At 72.6% G+C, this 24,096-nt stretch carries 25 protein-coding genes and 1 pseudogene; 11 read left to right on the top strand and 15 right to left on the bottom strand.

Annotated elements, in window-relative coordinates; genetic code table 11:
* The gene (locus AB0N29_RS05790; RefSeq protein ID WP_364864846.1) at positions 1–657 is read left to right on the top strand and encodes a flavin reductase family protein; all 657 of its coding nucleotides are present in this window, start codon (positions 1–3) and stop codon (positions 655–657) included.
* Between the two features lie 52 nt (positions 658–709).
* Here AB0N29_RS05790 and AB0N29_RS05795 read toward each other — a convergent pair whose 3' ends face one another.
* The 7 genes from AB0N29_RS05795 to AB0N29_RS05825 all read right to left on the bottom strand — a co-directional run bounded on the left by AB0N29_RS05795 (position 710) and on the right by AB0N29_RS05825 (position 7,885).
* Positions 710–1,792, bottom strand: coding sequence for a winged helix DNA-binding domain-containing protein (locus AB0N29_RS05795; RefSeq protein WP_364864848.1), 1,083 nt, complete (start codon positions 1,790–1,792; stop codon positions 710–712).
* Positions 1,793–1,874: 82 nt separating this feature from the next.
* Positions 1,875–2,951 carry a spore photoproduct lyase family protein gene (locus AB0N29_RS05800; RefSeq protein WP_364864850.1) on the bottom strand — a complete coding sequence of 359 codons (1,077 nt, stop codon included), beginning with the start codon at positions 2,949–2,951 and terminating at the stop codon, positions 1,875–1,877.
* A 58-nt stretch (positions 2,952–3,009) separates the two neighbouring features.
* Positions 3,010–3,147 carry a hypothetical protein gene (locus AB0N29_RS05805; protein WP_302271138.1) on the bottom strand — a complete coding sequence of 46 codons (138 nt, stop codon included), beginning with the start codon at positions 3,145–3,147 and terminating at the stop codon, positions 3,010–3,012.
* Positions 3,148–3,245: 98 nt separating this feature from the next.
* Positions 3,246–4,229: an acyl-CoA dehydrogenase family protein gene (locus AB0N29_RS05810; protein ID WP_364864853.1), complete on the bottom strand. Its 984-nt coding sequence runs from the start codon at positions 4,227–4,229 to the stop codon at positions 3,246–3,248.
* Between the two features lies 1 nt (position 4,230).
* The gene (locus AB0N29_RS05815; protein WP_302271140.1) at positions 4,231–5,187 is read right to left on the bottom strand and encodes an acyl-CoA dehydrogenase family protein; all 957 of its coding nucleotides are present in this window, start codon (positions 5,185–5,187) and stop codon (positions 4,231–4,233) included.
* A complete protein-coding gene (locus AB0N29_RS05820; protein ID WP_364864855.1) occupies positions 5,184–6,356 on the bottom strand; it encodes an acyl-CoA dehydrogenase family protein in 1,173 nt (390 codons plus the stop codon). The genes AB0N29_RS05815 and AB0N29_RS05820 overlap by 4 nt, the downstream gene beginning before the upstream one ends.
* A gap of 5 nt (positions 6,357–6,361) precedes the next feature.
* Entirely contained in the window at positions 6,362–7,885 is a 1,524-nt protein-coding gene (locus tag AB0N29_RS05825; protein WP_364864857.1) for a FadD3 family acyl-CoA ligase, read from the bottom strand.
* 81 nt (positions 7,886–7,966) lie between these two features.
* On the opposite strand from AB0N29_RS05825, the gene AB0N29_RS05830 reads away from it, so the two are divergent.
* Genes AB0N29_RS05830 through AB0N29_RS05845 form a run of 4 tightly spaced genes read left to right on the top strand, consistent with a single transcriptional unit; the run spans position 7,967 to position 11,804 of the window.
* Positions 7,967–9,190, top strand: coding sequence for an acyl-CoA dehydrogenase family protein (locus AB0N29_RS05830; RefSeq protein WP_302271143.1), 1,224 nt, complete (start codon positions 7,967–7,969; stop codon positions 9,188–9,190).
* Entirely contained in the window at positions 9,187–10,014 is an 828-nt protein-coding gene (locus AB0N29_RS05835; protein ID WP_364864860.1) for an SDR family oxidoreductase, read from the top strand. Before AB0N29_RS05830 ends, AB0N29_RS05835 begins: the two co-directional genes overlap by 4 nt.
* Positions 10,015–10,039: 25 nt before the next feature.
* Positions 10,040–10,648, top strand: coding sequence for a TetR/AcrR family transcriptional regulator (locus AB0N29_RS05840; protein ID WP_364864862.1), 609 nt, complete (start codon positions 10,040–10,042; stop codon positions 10,646–10,648).
* The gene (locus tag AB0N29_RS05845) at positions 10,641–11,804 is read left to right on the top strand and encodes an acetyl-CoA C-acetyltransferase (protein ID WP_364864864.1); all 1,164 of its coding nucleotides are present in this window, start codon (positions 10,641–10,643) and stop codon (positions 11,802–11,804) included. Before AB0N29_RS05840 ends, AB0N29_RS05845 begins: the two co-directional genes overlap by 8 nt.
* A 146-nt stretch (positions 11,805–11,950) precedes the next feature.
* On the opposite strand, the gene AB0N29_RS05850 is transcribed toward AB0N29_RS05845, so the two are convergent.
* Genes AB0N29_RS05850 through AB0N29_RS05875 form a run of 6 tightly spaced genes read right to left on the bottom strand, consistent with a single transcriptional unit; the run spans position 11,951 to position 16,310 of the window.
* Positions 11,951–12,316, bottom strand: a complete 366-nt coding sequence (locus AB0N29_RS05850; RefSeq protein ID WP_302271149.1) for a hypothetical protein — start codon at positions 12,314–12,316, stop codon at positions 11,951–11,953.
* A gap of 2 nt (positions 12,317–12,318) precedes the next feature.
* Positions 12,319–12,777 (bottom strand): hypothetical protein, encoded by a 459-nt coding sequence (locus AB0N29_RS05855; protein ID WP_302271150.1) that lies wholly within the window; start codon positions 12,775–12,777, stop codon positions 12,319–12,321.
* Positions 12,778–12,806: 29 nt separating this feature from the next.
* On the bottom strand, positions 12,807–13,874 hold the full coding sequence (locus AB0N29_RS05860) for a nitronate monooxygenase (RefSeq protein WP_364864867.1): 1,068 nt from the start codon (positions 13,872–13,874) through the stop codon (positions 12,807–12,809).
* A complete protein-coding gene (locus AB0N29_RS05865; protein ID WP_364864869.1) occupies positions 13,871–14,653 on the bottom strand; it encodes a CoA-transferase in 783 nt (260 codons plus the stop codon). The genes AB0N29_RS05860 and AB0N29_RS05865 overlap by 4 nt, the downstream gene beginning before the upstream one ends.
* The gene (locus AB0N29_RS05870) at positions 14,650–15,543 is read right to left on the bottom strand and encodes a CoA-transferase (protein WP_364864871.1); all 894 of its coding nucleotides are present in this window, start codon (positions 15,541–15,543) and stop codon (positions 14,650–14,652) included. The genes AB0N29_RS05865 and AB0N29_RS05870 overlap by 4 nt, the downstream gene beginning before the upstream one ends.
* Positions 15,540–16,310, bottom strand: coding sequence for an enoyl-CoA hydratase family protein (locus AB0N29_RS05875; protein ID WP_364864873.1), 771 nt, complete (start codon positions 16,308–16,310; stop codon positions 15,540–15,542). The genes AB0N29_RS05870 and AB0N29_RS05875 overlap by 4 nt, the downstream gene beginning before the upstream one ends.
* Before the next feature lie 37 nt (positions 16,311–16,347).
* On the opposite strand from AB0N29_RS05875, the gene AB0N29_RS05880 reads away from it, so the two are divergent.
* The 4 genes and pseudogenes from AB0N29_RS05880 to AB0N29_RS05895 all read left to right on the top strand — a co-directional run bounded on the left by AB0N29_RS05880 (position 16,348) and on the right by AB0N29_RS05895 (position 19,211).
* Positions 16,348–17,103 (top strand): SDR family oxidoreductase, encoded by a 756-nt coding sequence (locus tag AB0N29_RS05880; RefSeq protein WP_364864875.1) that lies wholly within the window; start codon positions 16,348–16,350, stop codon positions 17,101–17,103.
* A 50-nt stretch (positions 17,104–17,153) separates the two neighbouring features.
* Positions 17,154–18,035, top strand: coding sequence for an SDR family oxidoreductase (locus AB0N29_RS05885; protein ID WP_364864877.1), 882 nt, complete (start codon positions 17,154–17,156; stop codon positions 18,033–18,035).
* Between the two features lie 242 nt (positions 18,036–18,277).
* A pseudogene (locus tag AB0N29_RS05890) lies at positions 18,278–18,403 on the top strand (type IV toxin-antitoxin system AbiEi family antitoxin domain-containing protein); the annotation flags it as partial.
* Positions 18,404–18,605: 202 nt separating this feature from the next.
* A complete protein-coding gene (locus tag AB0N29_RS05895) occupies positions 18,606–19,211 on the top strand; it encodes a hypothetical protein (protein WP_364865460.1) in 606 nt (201 codons plus the stop codon).
* A 217-nt stretch (positions 19,212–19,428) separates the two neighbouring features.
* On the opposite strand, the gene AB0N29_RS05900 is transcribed toward AB0N29_RS05895, so the two are convergent.
* Positions 19,429–20,592 carry a steroid 3-ketoacyl-CoA thiolase gene (locus AB0N29_RS05900; protein WP_364864879.1) on the bottom strand — a complete coding sequence of 388 codons (1,164 nt, stop codon included), beginning with the start codon at positions 20,590–20,592 and terminating at the stop codon, positions 19,429–19,431.
* A gap of 133 nt (positions 20,593–20,725) precedes the next feature.
* On the opposite strand from AB0N29_RS05900, the gene AB0N29_RS05905 reads away from it, so the two are divergent.
* Entirely contained in the window at positions 20,726–21,970 is a 1,245-nt protein-coding gene (locus AB0N29_RS05905) for a cytochrome P450 (protein ID WP_302271162.1), read from the top strand.
* Between the two features lie 40 nt (positions 21,971–22,010).
* Positions 22,011–23,252: a cytochrome P450 gene (locus tag AB0N29_RS05910; RefSeq protein ID WP_364864882.1), complete on the top strand. Its 1,242-nt coding sequence runs from the start codon at positions 22,011–22,013 to the stop codon at positions 23,250–23,252.
* Positions 23,253–23,273: 21 nt separating this feature from the next.
* Here the strand turns inward: AB0N29_RS05910 and map are convergent, their stop codons facing one another.
* A complete protein-coding gene (gene map / locus AB0N29_RS05915; RefSeq protein ID WP_302271164.1) occupies positions 23,274–24,077 on the bottom strand; it encodes a type I methionyl aminopeptidase in 804 nt (267 codons plus the stop codon).
* Between the last annotated feature and the right edge of the window lie 19 nt (positions 24,078–24,096).

Below are 24,096 nucleotides of genomic sequence, written 5' to 3' on the forward strand. Positions count from 1 at the left end.
ATGTCAGCCCACTCGGGGGCCTCTCCGGACATCCCGGAGGGCATGAACCCCAACGCCGCCGAGACCTGGCCCAGCTCCGAGCTGATCTCCTCCTGGCTCGGCAGCGAGGCCTACGAGCTCGAGCCGCTCGGCCCCGGCGAGGGATCCGCGGTCCCGACCGACGACCCGGCGAAGCAGGCGGAGGCGCGCCACTTCCGCGACGTCCTGGGCCGGTTCGGCTCCGGGGTGACGGTCGTGACCGCGATGAGCGGCGGCGAGCCGGTCGGGATGACCTGCCAGTCGTTCTCGAGCGTCTCGCTCGACCCGCCGCTCGTGCTCTTCGTGCCGGCCAAGACCTCGCGCGCCTGGCCGCTCATCCAGCGCTCCGGGCGGTTCTGCGTGAACTTCCTGGCCGACGGCCAGGCCGAGCTGTCGAATAAGATGGCCAGCCGCGGGACCGACAAGTTCGCCGGCGTCGCGTGGCACCCCGCCGAGGCGACCGGCTCACCGGTGCTCGAGGGCTCGTTGGCCCACGTCGACTGCAGCGTCCACGCCGTCCACGAGGCCGGCGACCACTGGGTCGTCATCGGCCGGGTGCTCCACCTGGCCACCGCGCCCGAGGGCGCCACCGAGGACCCGCTGCTGTTCTACCGCGGGAAGTACGGCACCACCCGCTGACCCTGCTGACCGCCACCCGGTCGTGGCGCCCAGGCGCCGCTCGGCCACCGGGTCAGCCGTCGGCCAGCCGGAGGTCGGGCTCGAGCCCGAGGAAAGCGGCGTACCGGTCGGCGGCGTCCTGCAGCGCCCGGACCGCAGCGGTGCCCAGGGGGCGGTACGGCACGACGTCGAACCGCGCCCGGGCCCCGAGGGTGCGCCTCATCCGCCCGACCAGCTGCGCGTCGACGACCGCCATCCCGATCGCGGTCTCCCGGCCGCCCGGCACGACGCCGGCGACGTCGATGAGCATCCGGCTGTCCTGGAACCCGCGGTAGGTCTCGTCGAGGATCTGCAGCAGGTGGCCGGCCGGCTGCCGGCCCGCCGCGGGCGGCGCCGTGCCGGCGGCGTGCCAGTAGGTACGCCCCTCGTGCTCGAACCGCTCCAGGTGGTCGGCCGCGCCGGCCAGGCCGCGGCGCACGTCGCCGAGCGGCAGGGTCGCCCAGTAGGCGAGGTCGCGGTCGGTGGCGGGGCCGTGCCCGGCGAGGTACCGGCGGGCGAGCTCGGCCAGTGCCTCGTCGCGCTCCCGGGCCGGCGCGGGCGGCACCCGGTCGGCCATCAGCGCGTAGGTGTGGGTCCCGTCGTCGGTGGGGGGCCCGCTGCACACCAGCCGGTCCAGCTCGGTCAGCCCGAGCAGCAGCATCAGCTCGTGGCCGGTGACGGTGACGTCGCGCTCGGCCAGCGCGGTCCTGACGCCGTCCCGCGTGAGGCCGGCCCCGCCGAGGGCGTCCAGCACCGCACCGGTCGCGCGGCCCAGGTCGGCGGTGGTCCAGCCGGTGTCGGTGAGCTGCCGCAGCAGCGTCGGTCGCACGCGTGGCGCGGTCAGCTCGAGCAGCCACGCGACGTCCGCCGCGGCCACGAAGTGCCAGGTCGGTCGCAGCACGTGGGTGCGGAGAACGGCGCCGCTGCTCAGCAGCCCGGCGAGGTCGTCGCCATCAGGGCGCGAGGTCCGGGCCGCAACCGCCCACGCCGCCTGGGTCGGGTTCTCCGCCTGGACCGCCAGTAGGCCGGCGACCACGTCGGTCGCGGATCCGGCGTGCGGCGCCGTGAGGTGCTGGGTCGCGAACCGCCAGCGGGCGATGTCGTGGGAGCTGGTCACCGGGGGAGTCTGGGGCCGTCCGGGGCACCGGGACAACCGGGTCCGGTCGAGCGGGGCGCCCGCCCGCGCCGGTGCCGGCTGCTCAGAACGCGTACCGCACCCGGCAGGTCGGGAGCGTCTCACCGATCATCGCGGTCAGCTCGTCGACCCAGCGGCGCTTCCAGGCGACCTTGTAGCGGACGTTCTCCTGGCCGCTCTCGGACCGCTTGCGCTGCTGGAGGTCCGGGCGCCACAGCTGGTCCTCGCCGCGTGGGTGCCAGCCGAGGTTGACCTCGTGCAGGTCCTCGTTGTGGGTCAGGAAGATGACCTCGCAGGCCAGCTGCGCCCTGGCCTTCTCGCCGATGCCGTCGGCGACCTGCTCGAGCAGCTCGGCCCACTCGGCCTTCCACCCCTCGTGGACGACGACCGGGCTGAAGTTCAGGTGCACCTCGTAGCCGGCCTCGACGAAGTCGTCGATCGCAGCGATCCGCTCCGCGATCCGGGAGGTCCGCAGGTCGAGCTTCTTCGACATCTCCGCCGGCATCAGCGAGAAGCGGACCCGGGTGCCGCCGCGCGGGTCCCAGTCGAGCAGGTCGCGGTTGACGAACTTGGTGGCGAAGCTCGCCTTGGCCCCGTCCAGGCGGGCGTAGAGGTCCACCAGGTCGCGCACGTTGTTGCTGAAGAGCGCGTCGACCGAGCAGTCGCCGTTCTCGCCCAGGTCATAGACCCAGTCGACCGGGTCGCACTGGTTCGGGACCGTCTTCGGTCCCTGGCGCCCCGCGTGCCGCTCGAGGTAGCCGAGGATCCGCTCGATGTTGACGAACGCGGTGATCGGGTTGGCGTACCCCTTGCGGCGCGGGACGTAGCAGTAGGAGCAGGCCATCGCGCAGCCGTTGGAGGTCGAGGGGGCGATGAAGTCCGAGCTGCGGCCGTTGGGCCGGGCGGTCAGTGACTTCTTCACGCCCAGGACGAGCACCTCGCGCTTGTTGCGCACCCAGTCCTCGACGTTGCCCTCATTGCCGTAGAGGCCGGGGATCGCCTGGTGGGAGAGCACCTCGACGCGTTCGGCGTCGGGGAAGCGGGCGAGGATCTCGGCGCCGCGGGCGAACTCGGCGACGTCGCGCTCGTGGAAGATCGTCCTGACGTCGAGCAGGCGGTCGGCGTGGGTGCGTGTCGTCATCGTGGGTACAACCCACCACGCGCCGCCGACAATCCCGGTCGGGGCGACCGGGGTGGGTTCAGATGCGCGTGCGGATCGGGTTGGCGATCATGCCGATGGGGTAGTCGTCCTGCTCCTGCGCCGCCCCGGATGCCTGCGCCGCCTCGGCTACCGCGGTCGGCTGGTCCATCTCGGTGAGGTCGGCGTCGATGCTCATGGATCCCAACTTAGTAGGCGTCTTCGCAGGTCACGGCCACGGAAGAGGAACGGCGGAGGAACATCTCGGTGGCGTTCCTCACAGGACTGCCCCGGCGGTCACAGGGGCACCGCAGCGCGGTGCGCGCGGGCGCTGCCGAACAGCTGCCCCAGCGAGTGGGCGCGCTTGAGCACCAGGTGGGCGTCGTGCTCCCAGGTGATCGCGATCCCGCCGTGCAGCTGCACGGTCTCCCCGGCGATGCTGGCCAGCGCCTCGGAGCAGTAGGCCTTCGCCACGTGGGCGAGCCGTTCGGCGTTCGCCGCGCGGCCGGAGACGGCGTACGACGCCGCCCAGGACGCCGAGCGCGACATCTCCAGCAGCACCAGCATGTCGGCCATCCGGTGCTTGAGCGCCTGGAAGGAGCCGATCGGGCGCCCGAACTGCACCCGCTCGCGGGAGTAGGCGACGGTCATCTCGAGCGCTCGGGCGGCGGTGCCGGCCTGCAGCGCCGCGACGCCCGCGGCGCCCACCAGGGCCGCCCGCTCGACGGCAGGTGCCGCCTCGCCGATCCGGGTCGCGGCGGAGGTGTCGACCTCGACGCGCGCGAGGCGCAGCGTCTGGTCCATCGTGGGGGTCCAGGTCCGCGTGGTGGCCGCGGGGTCGAGGGACCACAGCCCGTCGTCGGTCGCGGCGACCAGGACCGTGGCCAGGTCGCCGTCGACGACGTCGGGCACCGAGGTGCTCGCGCCGGTGGCGTCGACGAACGCGCCGACCTCCCCGCCGGCGAGCCGGGGGAGCAGCTCGTCCCTCGCCTCCGCCGTGGCGCCCGCGAGCAGCGCCTCGGAGGTCACCAACGAGGACAGCAGCGGCGACGGGACGAGCGAGCGGCCCACCTCCTCGAGCGCCACCATGGACTCGAACAGGCTGAAGCCGGCGCCGCCGTGCTCCTCGGGGATGCCGAGCGCGGCCACCCCGATCTGCTCGCACAGCAGCTGCCACAGCGACTCGTCGTAGGTCCCGACCCGGGGGTCGGCGCGCTTGGCGAGCAGTGCGCGGACGGTCGCGGCGAGCTCCTGCTGCTCCTCGGACAGCGCGAAGTCCATCTCAGGCCTCCACCGGGGTGCCGGCGGCGGCGACGAGGGTCTCGAGCAGCGCGGCGCGGTGCTGCGCCGGCGTCCCCCACGCGGTCACCAGTGCGCGGACCTTGGTGATCCAGATGCTCAGGTCGAGCTCCTGGGTGTAGCCCACCGCGCCGTGCACCTGCAGCGCCGTGCGGGAGGCGAGGTACGCCGCGTCCGCGCAGGCGACCTTGGCCGCCGCGGCCGGGACCTCGCCGAGTGCCGCGCCGAGGACGAGCGGCCGGGCGAAGTCCAGGGCGATCCGCACGTCCGCCAGCGCGTGCTTGATCGCCTGGTAGGAGCCGATCTCGCGGCCGAACTGGCGCCGCTGCTTGACGTAGGCGACTGCGTCGTCGAGCAGCCGCTCACCGCACCCGAGCAGCTGGGCCGAGGTGGCCAGGACGGCCGACTCCAGCGCAGCGCCGAGGTCGGCGCCGGGCACGGGGTCGCCCGCGACCAGGGTGGTCAGGTGCCGGGTCCGGTCGACGGAGCGGAGCCGCTCGCCCCGCGTCGCGGTCCGCAGCGTCGTGCCGGTGCAGGAGAAGACGTGGTCGGCGACCTCGGCGTCGAGGGCGTACGGCGCGTGCGCCGCCTCCGCCACGGTGCCGACCGCGCCCTCCGCGAGGGCGGCGAGCAGGTCGGCGTCGGCCAGGGCGAGCGGGAGGTACGCCGCGGACTCGACCCAGGGGCCGGGGACGCCGTGCCGGCCCAGGGCCTCGAAGGCGACGACGAGCTCGACCGCGGTCGCGCCCATCCCGCCGTGCTCCTCGGGGACGACCAGCGCGTTGACGCCCTGCTCGGCCAGCCGCCTCCACAGCTCCAGCCCGGGTGCGGTGTCGCCCTCGGCCCACGCCCGCGCGGCGCCGACGGTGTCCGCGCCGGAGAGCAGCGCGTCGAGCGAGCCTCCGAAGTCCCGCTGGTCCTCGGTCAGGACGAACCTCATCGACCGGCCCCCTTCGGCTCGCGCGGCAGGCCGAGGATCCGCTCGGCCACGATGTTGCGCTGGATCTCGTTGGTGCCCGCGTAGATCGGGCCGGACAGGGAGAAGGTGTAGCCGTCCAGCCACCGCGACTCGACCTCGGCGTCGGCGCCGAGCAGGTCCAGGGCGGTCTCGTGGAGGGCGATGTCGAGCTCGGACCAGAAGACCTTGTTCACCGACCCGGCGGTGCCCATGTCACCGCCCGCGGCGAGCCGGGTCACCGTCCCCCAGGTGTAGAGCCGGTAGGACTGGGCTCGCAGCCAGGCGTCGACCACCCGGGCCGGCGCCGTCTCGGTGGCGGCCGGGGTCGCACCGTCCGCGACGGTCGACCGGTAGAGGTCGACCAGCCGGTCGGCGGCGGCGCAGAACCGGCCGGGGGAGCGCAGCGAGAGGCCGCGCTCGTTGCCGGCGGTCGACATCGCGACCCGCCAGCCGTCACCCGGGGCGCCGAGCACGTCGGAGTCGGGGACGAACACGTCCTCGAAGAACACCTCCGCGAAGCCGGCCTCGCCGTCGAGCTGGGCGATCGGGCGCACCGTGATGCCGTCGGCGTCGAGGGGGAAGAGGAAGTAGGTCAGCCCGGCGTGCCGCTGGGCCTCCGGGTCGGAGCGGAACAGCCCGAAGCCCCAGTGGGCGAAGGAGGCACGCGAGGACCAGGTCTTCTGGCCGTTGAGCACCCACCCGCCCCGGGCCTCGTCGCGGCGGGCGGTCGAGCGCAGTGAGGCCAGGTCGGACCCGGCCTCGGGCTCGGACCAGCACTGCGCCCAGACCTGCTCACCGGACGCCATCGAGGGCAGGAAGCGGTCCTGCTGCTCGCGGGTGCCGTGGTCGAAGATGATCGGCGCGAGCAGGAAGATGCCGTTCTGGGAGACCCGGCCGGGTGCGCCGGCGCGGTAGTACTCCTCCTCGAAGACCACCCACTCCACCAGCGACGCCTCGCGGCCGTGGTACTCCCGCGGCCACGACACCACGGCCCAGCGGGCCTCGGCCAGCCGCGCCTCCCACTCCTGGTGGGCCTTCCAGCCGGCCTCGGTGTCCATCGAGGGCAGCGGCTCGGCCGGCACGTTGGCGGCCAGCCACGCCCGCGCCTCGGCCTGGAAGGCCAGCTCGGACTCGGACAGGGACAGGTCCATGGTTCTCACTCGCTCCTGAGCTGGGTCTTGAGCACCTTGCCGGACAGGTTCCGCGGCAGCGAGTCGATGAACTCGACGCGTCGCGGGACCTTGAAGTTGGCCAGCCGCTCCTTGCAGTACGCCGTGACGTCCTCGGCGGTGAGCGCCTCGCCCGCGGGGCCGGCCGCGCGGACGACGTACGCCGCGCCGAGCTCGCCCATCCGCTCGTCCGGGACCCCGACGACCGCGACGTCGGCGACCCCCTCGAGCCGGGCGAGCAGCTGCTCGACCTCCGCGGGGTAGACGTTGAAGCCGCCCGAGATGTACATGTCCTTGAGCCGGTCGGTGATCGTGAGGTTCCCGGCCTCGTCGAGCGTCCCGACGTCGCCGGTGTGCAGCCAGCCGTCGGCGTCGATCGCGGCGGCGGTGGCGGCCTCGTCGTCGAGGTAGCCGAGCATCACGTAGTCACCGCGCAGCAGCAGCTCGCCGGCCTCGCCGGGGGCCGCGTCGATCCGCGCCTCCATGCCGGGGATCGCCCGCCCGCAGGTGCGGGCGACGAGCTCGGCGGGGTCGCCGGCGCGGGCCATGGTCGCGACGACCGCCTCGGTCATCCCGAACGCGGTCACGACCTGGTCGAAGCCGAGGCCCTCGGGTGCCGGCCGGCGCATCCGCTCGATGAGGACGACCGGGACGACGGCCGCGCCGGTGACGGCCAGGCGCAGCGAGGTCAGGTCGCGCTCCTCGCGGCCGGGCGCGCCCAGGAGCGACTGGTAGATGGTCGGTGCACCGGGGAGGACGGTGATCCGCTCCTCCTCGACCAGGCGCATCGTCCGGTCGAGGTCGAAGGTCGCGACCGGGTAGAGCGTGGCGCCGGTGACCAGGCCGGTGACGATCCCGACCTTGTAGCCGAAGGAGTGGAAGAACGGGTTGACCACCAGGTAGCGGTCCTGGCCGGTCACCCCGCCGAGCTCGCCCCACGCGCGCGCCACCCCGACGGTCTGCCGGTGCGCCGACATCGCGCCCTTGCTGCGGCCGGTCGTGCCGGAGGTGAAGAGGATGTCGCTCACGTCGTCGGGGGAGACCGACTCCGCGACGGCGTCGACGTCCGCGGTCGTGACCGACCCGGTGTCGAGGTCCCCGAGGTCGGCCAGGTCGATGACCCGCAGGACCGAGGGCAGGTCGCCGGTCGCCCGCAGGTCCGCGACCTGGGTGCGCCCGAGGAAGCCGTCGGCCACGACGACCAGCCGGGCCCGGGTCCGCTCGACCACGTCGGCGACCTCGTGCGCGGTGTAGCGGGAGTTGAGCGGGACGAGCACGCCGCCGGCGTACGTCACCGCCAGCCCGGCCACGACCCATTCGATGCTGTTGGGCGCCCACAGGCAGACCCGCTCACCGGGACGCAGTCCCGCGGCGACGTACCCGCGGGCCGCGCGGCGCACGCGACGCAGCAGCTCGAGGAACGAGACCACCTCGCCGTCCTCCACGTACGCCGGGTGCTCGCCGAAGCGGTCGGCCGCCGCGCCGAGCGCGGCCGGGATCGTCTGCTCCACGTCACCTCCACCAGGACCGGGTCGGTCGGCAGCCGGTCTCTCGACTGCCCAACCAAGCAATTGCTTGGTACTGTAGCACTCGTGGACCTGACCTACACGGCCGAGGACGAGGCCTTCCGCACCGAGGTGCGTGACTTCCTCGAGGAGCACCTGCGCGGTGAGTTCGCCGCGCTCAAGGGCCTCGGCGGGCCCGGACGCGACCACGAGGCGGTCGAGGAGCGCCTGGCGTGGAACCGGCACCTGGCCGCCCACGGCTGGACCTGTGTGGGCTGGCCGACCGAGCACGGGGGCCGCGGACTGACGCTGTCCCAGCAGGTGATCTTCCACGAGGAGTACGCCCGCTCGAACGCCCCGGCGCGGCTGAACCACCTCGGTGAGGAGCTGCTCGGGCCGACCCTGATCGCCTTCGGCACCCCCGAGCAGCAGGCGCGCTTCCTCCCGCCGATCGCCGCGGTCGAGGAGCTGTGGGCGCAGGGCTACTCCGAGCCCGGCGCCGGATCGGACCTCGCGAACGTGCAGACCCGCGCCCGGCTCGAGGACGCCGCGGACGGGTCGGGCCGGCAGGAGTGGGTGGTCGACGGGCAGAAGGTGTGGACCTCCAACGCGCACTTCTCCCAGTGGGTCTTCGTCGTGGCCCGCACCGAGCCGGGTTCGCAGCGGCACCACGGGCTCTCGTTCCTGCTCGTGCCGCTGGACCAGGAAGGCGTCGAGGTCCGCCCGATCGAGCAGCTGACCGGCGGGTCGGAGTTCAACGAGGTCTTCTTCACCGGCGCCCGCACCGCTGCCGACCTCGTCGTCGGCGAGCCCGGCCAGGGCTGGCGTGTCGCGATGGGCCTGCTCGGCTTCGAGCGCGGCGTCTCGGTGCTCGGCCAGGTCGTCGGCTTCGCCCGCGAGCTCGAGGCCGTGGTCGACCTCGCCAAGGCCAACGGCGCGATCGACGACCCGCTCCTGCGCGACCGCCTCGCCGACCTCACCGTCGAGCTGGAGGTCATGCGGTTCAACGCGATGCGCGGCCTCTCGGCCGTCACCGGCGGGGACGACTCCGCCGCGGGCGGGGGAGCGGCCTCGATCTTCAAGCTCGTCTGGGCCGCGTGGCACAAGCGGCTCGGCGAGGTCGCCATGGAGGTCCTCGGGACCGCGGGGCTGACCGCCCGCGGCGCGCCGTACGACCTCGACGAGTGGCAACGACTCTTCCTCTTCGCGCGCGCCGACTCGATCTACGGCGGCAGCGACGAGGTGCAGCGCAACATCCTGGCCGAGCGCGTGCTCGGCCTTCCCCGAGAGCCGAAGGGCAGCACCACGTGACGACCACCGAGACCACCGGGCCCACCCAGCGCCGCGCCGAGCAGCCGGCCCCCGACTACGTGCCCGGCCACGACCTGCTCGCCGGGAAGGTGGTCGTCGTGACGGCCGCGGCCGGTGCCGGCATCGGCGCGGCGGTCGTGCGGCGCGTGCTGGAGGAGGGCGCGAAGGCGGTCGTCTTCAGCGACACCCACGCGCGCCGGCTCGCGGAGGCCGAGGAGGCCCTGGCCGCCGAGTTCGGTGCCGAGCGCGTGCGCCAGCTGGTCTGCGACGTGACCGACGAGGCGCAGGTGGCCGCGCTGCTCGACGTCGCCGACGAGCTCGGCGGCGTCGACGTGATGGTGAACAACGCCGGCCTCGGCGGCACCGCCTCGGTGCTGGAGATGACCGACGAGCAGTGGCTCCGGGTCCTCGACATCACCCTGACCGGCACCTTCCGCTGCGTGCGGGCCGCGGGCCAGCGGATGGTCGCCGCGGGCAAGAAGGGCGTCATCGTCAACAACGCCTCGGTGATCGGCTGGCGCGCGCAGGAGGGCCAGGCCCACTACGCCGCGGCCAAGGCCGGCGTCATGGCGCTCACCCGCTGCTCCGCGATCGACCTGGCCCCGCACGGCATCCGGGTCAACGCGGTCTCCCCGAGCCTGGCCATGCACCCGTTCCTGGCCAAGGTCACCTCCGACGAGCTGCTCGCCGAGCTGAAGAGCCGCGAGGCGTTCGGCCGCGCGGCCGAGCCGTGGGAGGTCGCCAACGTGATGGTCTTCCTCGCCAGCGACTACGCGTCGTACATGACCGGCGAGGTCGTCGCGGTCAGCAGCCAGCAGGCCTGACCACCGCGTCGGAGAGGATGGCCCCATGAGCGCGCAGGCCCGCACCGAACGCCCCGAGGGCACCGACCGCCGGCGGCAGCTGCTGTCGATCGCCGCCGAGCTGTTCGCGGACAAGGGCTTCAAGAACACCACCGTCCGCGACATCGCCGACGCCGCGGGCATCCTCTCCGGCAGCCTGTACCACCACTTCGACTCCAAGGAGTCGATGGTCGACGAGATCCTGTCGTCCTTCCAGGCCGAGCTGTTCGCGGCGTACGACGAGGTCCTGCGCAGCGGCGACGACGCCCGCACCAAGATCGAGCGGGCCGTGCGCCTCTCCTTCGAGGCCATCGACCGGCACCGCCACGAGGTGGCGATCTTCCAGAACGAGGCCGACTTCCTCGGCCAGCAGGAGCGCTTCGACTACCTCGCCGAGCGCAACGCCCAGTCCCGAGAGGTGTGGATCACCCTCCTCGAGGACGGGCTGAGGTCCGGTGCGCTCCGCGCCGACCTCGACGTCGAGCTCACCTACCGCTTCATCCGCGACACGGTCTGGGTGGCGGTGCGGTGGTACCGCCCCGGCGGGAAGCTCACCCACACCGACGTCGCCGACCAGTACCTCACCATCCTCCTAGACGGGATCGCCCATGCCTGAAGCATTCATCGTCGACGCGGTGCGGACGCCGACCGGCAAGCGCGGCGGCGCGCTCGCCGGCGTCCACTCCGCCGACCTCGCCGCCCACTCGATCTCGGCGCTGGTCGACCGGACCGGGGTCGACCCGGGCGCCGTCGACGACGTCATCCTGGGCTGCTGCGACACGATCGGCTCCCAGGCCGGCGACGTCGCGCGCACGGCTTGGCTCGTCGCCGGCCTGCCCGACCACGTCCCGGGCGTGACCATCGACCGCCAGTGCGGGTCCTCCCAGCAGGCGGTCCACTTCGCCGCCCAGGGCGTCATGTCCGGCACCCAGGACCTCGTGGTCGCCGGCGGCGTGCAGAACATGAGCGCCATCCCGATCTCCGCGGCGATGATCGTCGGTCAGCAGTACGGCTTCTCCACGCCGTTCGCGGAGTCCCCGGGCTGGCAGAAGCGGTTCGGCGACCAGGAGGTCAGCCAGTTCCGCTCCGCCGAGATGATCGCCGAGAAGTGGGGCCACTCCCGCGAGCAGCTCGAGGCCTTCGCCCTCGCCTCGCACGAGCGGGCGCTGGCGGCGATCGCCGAGGGCCGGTTCGCGAACGAGGTCGTGCCGGTCGCGCTGCCCGACGGCACGACGTTCGAGGTCGACCAGTGCCCGCGGCAGACGTCGCTGGAGAAGATGGCCTCACTGGAGCCGCTGGCCCCCGGCGGCCGGATCACCGCCGCCGTCGCCTCGCAGATCTGCGACGCCTCCTCGGCGGTGCTCATCGCCTCCGAGCGGGCCGTCGCCGACCACGGGCTCACCCCGCGGGCGCGCGTCCACCACCTCTCGGTCCGCGGCGACGACCCGGTGTGGATGCTGACCGGTCCCATCCGCGCCACCCGCCACGCGCTGGAGCGGACCGGCCTCTCGGTCGACGACATCGACCTGTTCGAGTGCAACGAGGCGTTCGCCCCGGTCGTCCTGGCCTGGATGGAGGAGATCGGCCTCCCGCACGAGAAGGTCAACGTCAACGGCGGCGGGATCGCCCTCGGCCACCCCATCGGCGCCACCGGCACCCGCCTGATGACCACGCTGCTCAACGAGCTGGAGCGCACCGGCGGCCGCTACGGCCTGCAGACAATGTGCGAGGGCGGCGGCCAGGCGAACGTGACGATCATCGAGCGTCTCTGAGCTGTTGGCGCTGGGCTGCTGTCGGGTCGCCCTGGGCCGGGGATGTTTCAGCGGCCGGCTGACGAAGCTCCCGGTTGGCCGCTGAAGCTTCATCGGCCAACCGACAGTTCCAGCGGCCAGCCGCTGAAGCGTGCGCAGAGGCCGACCTACCTCAGCACCAGCCACACGCCGACGATGCCGGGGATCGTGCCGAGCAGGAGCCAGGGGGAGAGCGGGTTCTTCCGGTGGATCGCCAGCGCGGCGACGACGGCCAGGACGCCGAACGCGCCACCGAGCACGCACAGCCCGATCTGGGAGGTCCGGAACTCGTCGTCGATCACCAGGCCGGCGATCACCAGGCCGACCGAGAGGTGCAGGATCGTCGTCGCGGCCAGGACCGACATCACGTAGCGCTGGACGGTCTCGATGCTCATCGCACCCTGCTTGCGGGGGCGGGAGGGACGCGTCGGCCGGGGGTTGTCGGGGTCGAGCAGGTGCCGGGACCGGCGGGGCGACGGCGTCGGGGCGCTCATGCTCACGAGGGTACGGCGGTGCGCCGCCGGCCGGCCGTCAGGGTCACCAGCAGCACGACCCAAGCGACGACCGTGACGAGGGCGGAGGTCGCCATGATGGTCAGCGTCGCCGTCCACGCCCAGCCGTGGTCCCCGAACACCTGCGTCAGCAGCGCCATGTCGCTGTCCTCGGTGTCGCCGAAGTCGAAGGAGAAGGCGCCGAAGACGAGCATCCCCAGCCACGTGCCGAGCTGCGCCTGCGCCTGGGGCCGGGTGAGCTCCCGGGGGCGACCGGGCTCGCCGTCCTGGGTCAGCGCCAGCACCGTGGTCACGAGCAGCGCGATGAGCAGCACCGGGACCACGCTCATCAGGTAGACCAGGATCATCCAGCCGCCGACGCCGAAGAGCACCCGGCCGATCCACACCCAGCCCACGAGCAGCAGGTTGAGGGGGATCATCCACAGCAGCACGGTCCGGGTCACCCGGCGCACTGTAGGGGCGTGATCGACCCTCACACGACGTACGACGCGGCGCGGCGAAGCTCGTCGGCGGCCCGGGTCACGATCCGGTCGACGAGCTCCTCGCAGGTCGGCAGGTCGTCGATGACGCCGACGACCTGGCCGCTCGCGAGCACCCCCGCGCTCGTGTCGCCCTCGACGAGGCCGGCCTTGAGCATGGTGGGGGTGTTGGCGGCGAGCGCCATCTGGCCGAGGGTGCGGCCCTGGGCCTTGCGCATCGCCCGGCCGTCCTTGGCCAGTGCCGCCCAGCTCATGCCGCTGTCGCGCTTGAACTCCAGCGTCCGGCGCACGGTCGGGGCGAGCCGCTTGAGGGTGCCGGTCTCCTCCAGCTCCTCGACCAGGTCGGTGCGCAGCATCCGGTGCGGCATGCCGTCGACCTTCGCGGTCACGACGGTGTCGGTGAGGCCGCGCTCGAGGTAGAGCCGCTTGACGGCGTCCGGCACCGCGCTGTCCTGGGTGAGGAGGAACCGCGTCCCCATGCCGACCCCGGCGGCGCCGTACGACAGCGCTGCGGCGAGGCCGCGGCCGTCGAAGAACCCGCCGGCCGCGACGACCGGGATGTCGACGGCGTCCAGGACCGTGGGCAGCAGCAGCGTCGTGGGGACCGGGCCGGTGTGGCCGCCGCCCTCGCCGCCCTGCACCATCACCGCGTCGGCGCCCCAGGAGGCGACCTTGACCGCGTGCTTGGCCGCTCCGATCGAGGGCATCACGACGATGCCGTGCTCCTTGAGCGTGGCGATCAGCTCGGGCTTCGGGGCGAGGGCGAACGACGCCACCTTCACGCCGTGGTCGATGAGCAGCCGGCACCGGTCGGGCGCGTCGGCGGCGTCGGCTCGGAGGTTGACGCCGAAGGGCCGGTCGGTGCGGCTCTTGACCTCGATGATCGCCTGCTCGAGCTCGGCGAAGGTCATGGTCGCGCTGGCCAGGATGCCCAGGCCGCCGGCGTTCGCGGTGCCGCTGACCAGGCGGGGGCCGGAGACCCAGCCCATGCCGGTCTGGACGACCGGGTGGCGGACCCCGGTCAGGTCGGTGAAGGGGGTGCGGATCAGCTGCTCGATCACGCCGGGACCTCCTTGAAGCGCAGCCCCTTGGGGTCCAGCACCTCGCGGATGATGACCTGCTCCTCCAGGGACGGCTCGCGCGTGGTGGGCACGTCGGTGGGGACCTCCAGGTCGAAGCCGGTCGCCGCGCGCACCTCGTCGACCTCGACGCCCGGGTGGACGCTCAGCAGCCGCACGGTGTCGTCGGCGCCGCGGACGTCGAGCACCGCGAGGTTGGTGACGATCCGGTGGATGTCGTGGTAGGTCGAGGCGCCGGGGCCGGCCTCCTTGGCCCGCTTCGGCCCGACGCCGGAGACGATGTCGACGGCCTCGACGAAGACGCGGGGGGAGTGCTTGGGGACCCAGTACGACGTGCGGTTGTTGACCGTGTTGCCCGGTGCGCCACGCGAGCCGAGCAGCTGGCGCTCGGGGCGTGCCCAGTCGCCGATGGCGGAGATGTTCTGGTTGCCGTGGCGGTCGACCTGGGTGGCACCCATCATCACGTGCCGCTTGCCGTAGGCGACGACGTCGAAGACCTTCCGGAAGGGGATCCAGCCCTCGACGACGTCCGCCTTCGCGAACAGCGGCGGGACACCGGCCAGGAAGAGCGACTCGCCGTCGCTGATGACCAGGTCTGGGTTGGACGTCAGCTTGGCCAGGCGAACGCCCAGCATCGGCAGCATCCCCATCGGGCTGGCGAAGATCTCACCGTCGTCGCGGAACGCGTCGGCGATGGCCGCCGCGCACACGTCGGCACGGGTCACGCCGACCGCTCCGTCGATGTCCTGGGTGCTGCTCACTTGCCCTCCTCGGCGAACGCGGCGACGGCCGCCTGGTAGGCGACCTCGTCACCGGACAGGAACCTCTGCTCGAAGGCCGACCAGTCCTCGTCGGACCCGCCGGCCGCGGCGGCGTACGCGCGCTGGAACCGCTCGTCGCGCTCGTAGTCGGGGGTGCAGGTCGTGAAGTGGGCGCCGTTCGGGGTCTCGACCACGCCGCTGACCATCATCCGGTTCAGCAGGAGTCGCTGGACCGGGGCGTCGACGGTCAGGCCGGCGGTGTCGACGACCTGCTCGCAGGAGACGAACGCGCGGTCGGCGGCCATGCAGAAGAGGTCGTCGAAGTACGGGTCGGGCCCGAGGTACGTCGCGTTGCCGTGCGCGTCGGCGCGGTTCATGTGGACGAGGGCCACGTCGAGGTGCAGCGCCGGCACGGCGACCAGCTCCTCGTGGGCGCCGTCCGCGGTGGCGTACGGGCTCGTGACGGTCCTGATCCACGGCTGGTTGACCAGCACGTCGGAGCCGAGGCCGGCGCGCATCGGCAGGAACGGCAACCGCTGGGCGGCGGCCTGGAGGCCGGTCTGGAACATGCCCTCGTCGAGCTCGACGAGCTCGGGGATGGTGCCCGCCTGGCGCGCCCGCTGGAAGTTCGGCTCCAGCGGCACGGAGTCGAGGGAGACGAAGGCGTAGACCAGCTTGCGGATCTTGCCGGCGCGCGCGAGCAGGCCGACGTCGGCGCCGCCCCAGCTGACGACGGTCAGGTCCTGGAGGTCGCTGCGCAGGATCGCGCGGACCAGTGCCATCGGCTTGCGCCGCGGGCCCCAGCCGCCGATCCCGATGGTCATGCCGTCGCGCAGCTCGCCGACGACCTCGTCGATGCTCATCCGCTTGTCGCGGGGTCCCTTGGTCACGCTCGTTCCTTCTTCTGGGCGGACTTGTCTGTCCCGGCGAACCCGTCGCGCAGCTCGTCGCTGACGCCGGCGAGGTTGAGCTCGAAGGTGAACCCCTGCTCGAACCGGTAGCTCTTGTTCACGTCGGTCGGGTCGATGCCGTTGAGCGCCTCCTTGGCGGCGCGGACGACCCGGGTGTCCTTGGCGGCGATCTCGGCGGCCACCGTCATCGCGGCGTCGTCGAGCCGGTCGCGGGGGACCACCTCCAGGACGCTGCCGAACTGCACGAGGTCCTGGGCCTTGATCGTGCGGGCGGTGAAGTACAGGCTGCGCATCATGTGCTGCGGCACCAGCCGCGCCATGTGCGTCGCCGCGCCGAGGGCGCCCTGGTTGACCTCGGGGACGCCGAAGTAGGCGTCGTCGCTCGCGACGACGCAGTCGGCGTTGCCGACCAGGCCGACGCCGCCGCCGAGGCAGAAGCCGTTGACCGCGGCGATCACCGGGACCGCGCACTCGTAGACCGCCTTGAACGCCGCGTAGCAGCCCTTGTTGGCGCCGATCAGGGCGTCGAACCCGGTGGTGTGCTGCATCTCCTTGATGTCCACGCCGGCGTTGAACCCGCGGCCCTCGGCGCGCAGCACCACGACGTGCGTGGCCTGGTCGCGGCCGGCCTCGCCGAGGGCGGCGGCGACGTCGAACCACCCCTGCACGGTCAGGGCGTTGACGGGTGGGTGGGCCATCGTGATGACGCGGATCCCGTCCGCGCGGAGCTCCGAGGTGGTCGGCATGTGTGCCAACCTAGCATTTGCTTGGTATGGTCGCAGTATGTCGCTCGCCCTCGACCTCACCGGCCGCGTCGTCCTCGTGACGGGCGGGACCAAGGGCATCGGACTCGGCATCACCCGCGTCTTCCTGGCCGCCGGGGCGACGGTCGCGACCTGCTCGCGCTCCGACGTCGAGCCCGTCGCCGGGACGACCCACCACGTCTGCGACGTCCGCGACGCCGAGGCGGTCGCCGGCATGGTCGACGCCGTCGTCGGTGAGCACGGCCGGCTCGACGTGCTGGTCAACAACGCCGGCGGCGCGCCGTACGCCATGGCGGCGGACGCCTCGCCCCGCTTCCACGACAAGGTGGTCGGCCTCAACCTGATGGCCCCGCTGGTCGCCGCGCAGGCGGCGAACCGGGTGATGCAGGCCCAGCCCACGGGCGGGTCCATCGTCAACATCAGCTCGGTGTCGGCCACCCGGCCCTCGCCGGGCACCGCGGCGTACGGCGCGGCGAAGGCCGGCCTGGACTCGCTCACCCGGTCCCTGGCGATCGAGTGGGCGCCGCGCGTGCGGGTGAACTCCGTCGACGTCGGCCTGTGCCGCACCGAGAACACCGACGACCACTACGGCGGCGACGACGGTGTCGCCGCGATCGAGCGGACCATCCCGCTCGGCCGGATGGCGCGGCCCGAGGAGGTCGGCCACGTGGCGGCCTTCCTCGCCAGCGACCTCGCGTCGTACGTCTCCGGGGCGCGCGTGGAGTGCCACGGCGGCGGCGAGCCGCCGGTGTTCCTCTCCGCCGTGACCGGCTGACCCGCTTCGAACCCCTCCCGACTCCCGACCCTGATCCCAGGAGCATCTTGATGAGCACCCTCCTCGACGGCCGCGTCGCCATCGTCACCGGCGCGGGCCGCGGCATCGGCCGCGCCCACGCGCTCGAGCTGGCCCGGCACGGCGCCCGCGTCGTCGTCAACGACTACGGCGTCTCGATCTCCGGCGAGGGCACGGGGGAGACCCCGGCCGAGTCCGTCGTCGCCGAGATCGAGGCGATGGGCGGCCAGGCCGTCGTCAACGGCGCCGACGTGGCGGACTTCGCCGCGGCCGAGGCGATGGTGCAGCAGGCCATCGACGCCTTCGGCGGCCTGGACATCCTGGTCAACAACGCCGGTTTCGTGCGGGACCGGATGCTCGTCAACACCTCCGAGGAGGAGTGGGACGCCGTCGTGCGGGTCCACCTCAAGGGCCACTTCTCCCCGCTGCGGCACGCCGGTGCTTACTGGCGCAACGAGGCCAAGGCCGGCCGCACCCGCGCCGCCCGCGTCGTCAACACCTCCTCCGGCGCCGGCCTGCAGGGCTCCATCGGCCAGGCGACGTACTCCGCGGCGAAGGCGGGCATCGCCGGGCTCACCCTCGTCGCCGCCGCCGAGCTCGGGCGGTACGGCGTCACCGTCAACGCGATCGCGCCGGTCGCCCGGACCCGGATGACCGAGGGCGCCTTCGACACCTCGGCCATGCCCGAGCCGGAGGACAACTCCCCGGTCGTCGCCTGGCTCGCCTCCGAGGAGGCCGGCGACGTCACCGGCCGCGTCATCGAGATCGAGGGCGGCAAGGTCACCCTCGAGAACGCCTGGGCCCACGGCCCCTCCCGCGACAAGGGCTCCCGCTGGGAGGCTGCCGAGCTCGGTGCCGTCCTGCGCGACCTGATCTCCTCCGCGCCTGCCCCGGAACCGGTGTACGGCGCCTGAGCCCGCGGCGTGTGTGCGGGTCGGTGAGGGCGGTTCATCAAGGGATGCAGATGACTTGCTGCTTCCCTGGGTGAGCTCCACTCGGGAGGCGGCGCTTCATCAAGGGATGCAGATGAACAGTCGCCCACGAGCGCCCGCCCGTCCCGCGTCCACAGGTGCGCGAACGCCTGGCCTGTCCACAGCCGTCGGCGACGCTGCTCCGTCGGGTCCAGTCGGCCCGCGACCGTCCTGCCATGGACCCGATGCGCGTGCTCGCCGAACGGAACGGCTTCTTCACGCGGCGCGACGCCCGCAGTGCGGGGTACGCCGACCGCGACATCACCAAGGTCGTCCGACACCGGGTCTGGGTCCGCATCCGCCGCGGCTACTACACCTTCACCGAGCTGTGGCAGGCGCTCTACGACCTCGGGCGCCACCGCGTGCGGAGCGGCGCGGTGCTCGACTCGCTCGGTGACCGGGTGGCGCTCAGCCACGTGTCAGGAGTCGTCGAGCACGGCATCGACACCTGGGGCGTGGACCTCTCGCGAGTGCACGTCACCCGGCTCGACGGCGGCCCGGGCCGGATCGAGGGTGACGTCGTCCACCACGAAGGCTTCTGCGCCCGCCGACGAGGTGCTCGACGCGGGCGGTCGGCTGGTGCTGCCGCCCGAGCGTTGCGCGCTCGAAGCCGGCTCCCGGGCCACGAACGAGCAGGCGCTGGTCATGCTGGACTCCCTGTTGCGCCGCGGCCTGGTGAGTCCCGAGGCCCTCATGGGGCGCTTCGAGCTCATGAGCCACTGGCCGTTCGTGCAGCACCTGCACCTGATGGTCCGGATGGCAGATGCGCGTGCGGAGTCGGTGGGCGAGTCCCGCGGCCGGTACCTCTTCTGGAGCCACGGCCTGCCGGCACCTCAGCTGCAGTACGCCGTCCACGACACGGGCGGTCAGCTGGTCGCCACCTCGGACTGGGGGTGGCCGGAGCACGGACTGCTCGGGGAGTTCGACGGGCGCGTGAAGTACGGACGCCTGCTCCGGCCGGGCCAGGAAGCAGGGGCGGTCGTCTTCGCCGAGAAGCAGAGGGAAGATCGTGCCCGCGAGGCCAGCGGCATGGGCATGGTCCGCCTGGTCTGGTCGGACTTCGACCGCCCGACCCTGACGGTCGCGCGGGTCAGGCGGGGGCTCCGACTGTCCGGCTGACCGCAGGCTCGCTGGGTCGCGCCTCGCGGGGTGACCGTTCGGCTGCATCCCTTGATGGCGCGCCGCTTCCCTGGTGAAGTTCGCCCCGGGGAGTGATGAGTCGGCTACATCCCTTGATGGAGCGCCGCCTCCTAGGTGTAGCTCGTCCAGGGAAGAGGCGGTTCGGCTGCATCCCTTGATGAACAGCCACCACCCGCCCCGAGCCGGACGAACCCGCTCAGATCCGCTCGAGCAGCGTGCCGGTGGCCATGGCACCGCCGGCGCACATGGAGATCAGGGCGGTGGAGGCGTCGCGCCGCTCGAGCTCGTGCAGGGCGGTGGTGATCAGCCGGGTGCCGGTGGAGCCGACGGGGTGGCCCAGGGCGATGGCGCCCCCGTTGACGTTGACCCGGTCCATGTCGACGCCGTGCTGGCCGGCCCAGGACAGGACGACGGAGGCGAAGGCCTCGTTGACCTCGAACAGGTCGATGTCAGAGATCGACCGGCCCGACCGGGCGAGCACCCGCGCGGTCGCCTCGACGGGGCCGTCGAGGTGGTAGTACGGGTCGGAGCCGACCAGGCAGTGCGTGACGATCCGCGCGCGGGGGGTGAGGCCCAGCGAGCGGGCCTTGTCCTCGTCCATGATCAGGACCGCCGAGGCGCCGTCGCTGATCTGGGAGGACGTGCCGGCGGTGTGCAGGCCGTCGGGCAGGACGGTACGCAGCGCCGCGAGGCCCTCGGCGGTGGTGTCGCGCAGGCCCTGGTCGGTGTCGACGAGGCGGGTCTCGCCGGTGGGGGAGCCGTCCTCGCCGAGGACGGGCGCCTCGATCGGGGCGATCTCGCGCTCGAAGCGGCCCTCGTCCACGGCGACGCGCGCCTTGCGCTGGGAGGCGAGGCCGAAGGCGTCGAGGTCGGCGCGGCCCAGCCCGCGGTTGCGCGCGATCCGGTCGGCGGCCTCGAACTGGTTGGGCATGTCGATCGTCCAGTCGTCGGGCCGCGGGTCGCCGAGGCCGGCGGGGACGTTGCCGCCCAGCGGGATCCGCGACATCGACTCGACGCCGCAGGCGATGCCGACGTCGATGGTGCCGGCGGCGACCATGTCGTGCACCAGGTGCGCGGACTGCTGGCCCGAGCCGCACTGGGCGTCGACGGCGGTCGCGCCGGTGTGCTGGGGGAGCCCGGCGTGGAGCCAGGCGCGGCGCACCATGTCGTTGGACTGCTCACCGGCCTGGGTGACGCAGCCGCCGACGACCTGCTCGACGAGCTCGGGGTCGACCCCGGCGCGCGCGAGCACCTCGCGCTGCGCGAACCCGAGGAGGACGGCGGGGTGCACGCCGGCGAGCCACCCCTTCTTCTTCCCCAGGGGGGTGCGGACGGCGTCGACGATCACGGGAGTGCCCATGGGGGCAGACTAGAACAGGTTCTCGTTCCGCGAGAGGGTCGTCCCGGTCAGGGGGTCGCGGGGTCCTTCCCTTACCTACCGAGAGTATGTAACCTCGGCCACTAGAACACGTTCCAGTGACGAAGGGCTGCTCGTGACCTCTACCGCCGTGCCGGTGTTCGACCCCACCGATCCCGACGTCATGGCCCAGCGCCTGCCGCACGAGGAGCTCCTCGCGCTGCGGCGTACGTCGCCCGTCGCATGGATCGCGCAGGACGAGGCGGCCCGCGCCGGGTTCCCCGACCACGAGGGCTACTGGGCGCTGAGCCGGCACGCCGACGTCGCGGCGGTCTCCAAGGACCAGGCCAACTTCTCCACCCGCGAGAACGGCGTGATCATCCGCTTCGCCCCGGGGATGACCCGCGAGGAGGTCGAGCAGACCGGCTTCCTCCTCATCAACCACGACGCGCCGGACCACACCAAGCTGCGCCAGATCGTCTCCCGTGCGTTCACCCCGCGAGCGATCAACGCCCTGCAGGACGGGCTCAAGGCGCGCGCGGAGAAGATCGTCGACGACGCCCTGGCCAAGGGCGAGGGCAACTTCGTCGAGGACGTCGCGGCCGAGCTGCCCCTGCAGGCCATCGCGGAGCTGCTCGGGGTGCCGCAGGAGGACCGCGGGAAGCTCTTCGAGTGGTCCAACCAGATGCTGTCCTACGACGACCCCGAGGTCGAGGGCGACCAGATGACGGCGTTCATGGAGATCCTCGCCTACTCGATGGCGCTCGCCGACCAGCGCCGCACCCACCCCCAGGACGACATCCTCACCCGCCTGGTGACCGCCGACGTCCAGGTCGGCAGCGAGGAGGGCCGCGGGCTGACCGACGACGAGTTCGGCTTCTTCATGATCCTGCTCGCCGTCGCCGGCAACGAGACGACCCGCAACGCGATCACCTGGGGCATGCACGCCTTCATCGAGAACCCCGACCAGTGGGAGCTCTACAAGCGTGAGCGCCCGGCCACCGCCGTGGACGAGATCATCCGCTGGGCGACGCCCGTGACGGTCTTCCAGCGCACCGCGACGAACGACGTCGAGGTCGGCGGCCAGCTGGTCCGCAAGGGGGACCGGGTCGGGCTGCTCTACGCCAGCGCCAACTTCGACGAGGACGTGTTCGAGGACCCGTTCCGCTTCGACGTCACGCGCGACCACAACCCGCACCAGGCCTTCGGTGGCCACGGCGCGCACTACTGCATCGGCGCCAACCTGGCCCGGCTCGAGGTCGACCTGATCTTCCGCGCCCTGGCCGACCGGGACGTCACCGTCACGCAGCTGTCCGAGCCGCGCAAGCTGCGCAGCTCGTGGATCAACGGGGTCAAGGAGCTGCGCGTCGCCTACCGGTGACGTGCTCGGGCCGGCTCGGAAACGCACAAGGAGGAACGCAGTGACCGCCACCGACGTCCGGGCCGAGGGGTTCGACCCCACGGACCCCTTCGTGAACGAGAAGTCCGTCCCGCACGACCGCTTCCGCGAGATGCGGCAGGCCGGCCCGCTGACCTGGGTCGAGCAGGCGCCCGGGACGTACGACGGCATGGCGCCCGAGTCCGGGAGCGGCTACTGGGCCGTCACCCGGCACGCGGACGTCTCAGCCGTCTCCAAGAACTCCAAGGACTGGTCCAACGCCGAGAACGGCGCGATCATCCGGTTCTCCGAGGGGATGCTGCGCGAGCAGGTCGAGATGCAGCGGGTGATCATGCTCAACCAGGACGCCCCCGAGCACCCGACCACCCGCCAGATCGTCTCCCGGGCCTTCACCCCGCGCTCGATCAACGAGCTCGAGGACCTGATGCGCCAGCGGGCGGAGACGATCGTGACCTCCGCCGTCGAGCGCGGGACGGGCGACTTCGTCGAGGAGGTCGCCGCCGAGCTGCCGCTCCAGGCGATCGCCGACCTGATCGGCGTCCCGCAGGAGGACCGGTTCAAGCTGTTCGACTGGTCCAACCAGATGCTGGCCTCCGACGACCCCGACTACCCGGGCGACCCGGACGTCGCCGCCGCGGAGATCCTGGGCTACGCGATGTCGATGGCCGCCGAGCGCCAGGCCAACCCCCGCGACGACCTGATCACCCGGCTGCTCAACGCCCACAAGGGCGAGCGCGGCCTGACCGACGACGAGTTCGGCTACTTCGTCATCCTGCTCGCCGTCGCCGGCAACGAGACGACCCGCAACGCCATCTCGCACGGGATGAACGCCTTCCTCGACAACCCCGAGCAGTGGGAGCTGTGGAAGGCCGAGCGGCCGGCCACGATGGTCGACGAGGTCGTCCGGTGGGGAACGCCGGTCACGGTGTTCCAGCGCACCGCGGTGCGCGACGTGGAGATCGGCGGCGTCACCGTCCGCCAGGGCCAGCGGGCCGGGCTGTTCTACGCCAGCGCGAACTTCGACGAGACGGTCTTCGACGACCCGTTCCGCTTCGACATCACCCGCGAACCGAACCCGCAGCTGGGGTTCGGTGGCCACGGGGCGCACTACTGCCTGGGGGCGAACCTCGCCCGCCAGGAGATCCGGGTGCTCTTCGACGCGCTGGCCGACCACGCCCCGGGGATCGTCAAGGAGCGGGAGCCCCGGCGGCTCCGCCACTCCTGGATCAACGGGCTCAAGGACCTGCCGGTCCGCTACGCCTGACCCGACGACCCGGCCGGCGGTTCAGGCCCGCACGAGCCCGCCCTTGAGGACGGGCTCGTGCTGGCGCGCGGTCAGCACCAGGGGGCCGTCCTCGGTGACGGCGACGGTGTGCTCCATGTGGGCGCCGCGGGAGCCGTCGAGGCTGCGCAGCGTCCAGCCGTCGGCGTCGGTGAAGATCTCGTCGGTGGTGTGCAGGAACCACGGCTCGATCGCGATGACCAGGCCGGGCTTGAGGGTGTACCCACGGCCGGGGCGCCCGTCGTTCGGGATGTGCGGGTCGCCGTGCATGGTCCGGCCGACGCCGTGGCCGCCGAACTGCGTGTTGATCTTCAGGCCGGCCTCGCGGGCGACCGAGGCGATGGCGTGGGAGATGTCGCCGATCTTCGCGCCCGGCTGCGCGGCCGAGACGCCGGCCTCGAGCGCCCGCTGGGTCGTCGCGATCAGCGCGAGGTCCTCGGGACGGGCGGTGCCGACGACCAGGGAGTACGCCGAGTCGGCCACCCAGCCGTCGACGCTCGCCGCGAAGTCGACGCTGAGCAGGTCGCCGTCCTGCAGGACGTAGTCGCGGGGGAGCCCGTGCAGCACCGCGTCGTTGACCGAGGTGCACAGCACCTTGCCGAACGGCGAGGCCCCGAAGGACGGGTGGTAGTCGATGTAGCAGGACTCCGCACCGCGCTCGCGGATCATCCGGTGCGCCAGGGCGTCGAGCTCGAGCAGGTTCATGCCCACGTCGGCGGTCTCGGCCAGGGCGGTGAGGACGTCGGCGACGAAGCGGCCTGCGGCGCGCATCTCCTCGACCTGGGCAGGGGTGCGGAGCTCGATCACGCCCCCAGCCTAGATAGGT

The organism is Nocardioides sp. NPDC092400, assembly GCF_040684155.1.
Taxonomy (GTDB): Bacteria; Actinomycetota; Actinomycetes; order Propionibacteriales; family Nocardioidaceae; genus Nocardioides.

Coding starts and splice junctions, on each gene's coding strand:
- AB0N29_RS05790 (WP_364864846.1), top strand. CDS start 1: ATGTCAGCCCACTCGGGGGCCTCTCCGGACATCCCGGAGGGCATGAAC.
- AB0N29_RS05800 (WP_364864850.1), bottom strand. CDS start 2,951: ATGACGACACGCACCCACGCCGACCGCCTGCTCGACGTCAGGACGATC.
- AB0N29_RS05805 (WP_302271138.1), bottom strand. CDS start 3,147: ATGAGCATCGACGCCGACCTCACCGAGATGGACCAGCCGACCGCGGTA.
- AB0N29_RS05810 (WP_364864853.1), bottom strand. CDS start 4,229: ATGGACTTCGCGCTGTCCGAGGAGCAGCAGGAGCTCGCCGCGACCGTC.
- AB0N29_RS05815 (WP_302271140.1), bottom strand. CDS start 5,187: ATGAGGTTCGTCCTGACCGAGGACCAGCGGGACTTCGGAGGCTCGCTC.
- AB0N29_RS05820 (WP_364864855.1), bottom strand. CDS start 6,356: ATGGACCTGTCCCTGTCCGAGTCCGAGCTGGCCTTCCAGGCCGAGGCG.
- AB0N29_RS05840 (WP_364864862.1), top strand. CDS start 10,040: ATGAGCGCGCAGGCCCGCACCGAACGCCCCGAGGGCACCGACCGCCGG.
- AB0N29_RS05845 (WP_364864864.1), top strand. CDS start 10,641: ATGCCTGAAGCATTCATCGTCGACGCGGTGCGGACGCCGACCGGCAAG.
- AB0N29_RS05850 (WP_302271149.1), bottom strand. CDS start 12,316: ATGAGCGCCCCGACGCCGTCGCCCCGCCGGTCCCGGCACCTGCTCGAC.
- AB0N29_RS05875 (WP_364864873.1), bottom strand. CDS start 16,310: ATGCCGACCACCTCGGAGCTCCGCGCGGACGGGATCCGCGTCATCACG.
- AB0N29_RS05880 (WP_364864875.1), top strand. CDS start 16,348: ATGTCGCTCGCCCTCGACCTCACCGGCCGCGTCGTCCTCGTGACGGGC.
- AB0N29_RS05885 (WP_364864877.1), top strand. CDS start 17,154: ATGAGCACCCTCCTCGACGGCCGCGTCGCCATCGTCACCGGCGCGGGC.
- AB0N29_RS05900 (WP_364864879.1), bottom strand. CDS start 20,592: ATGGGCACTCCCGTGATCGTCGACGCCGTCCGCACCCCCCTGGGGAAG.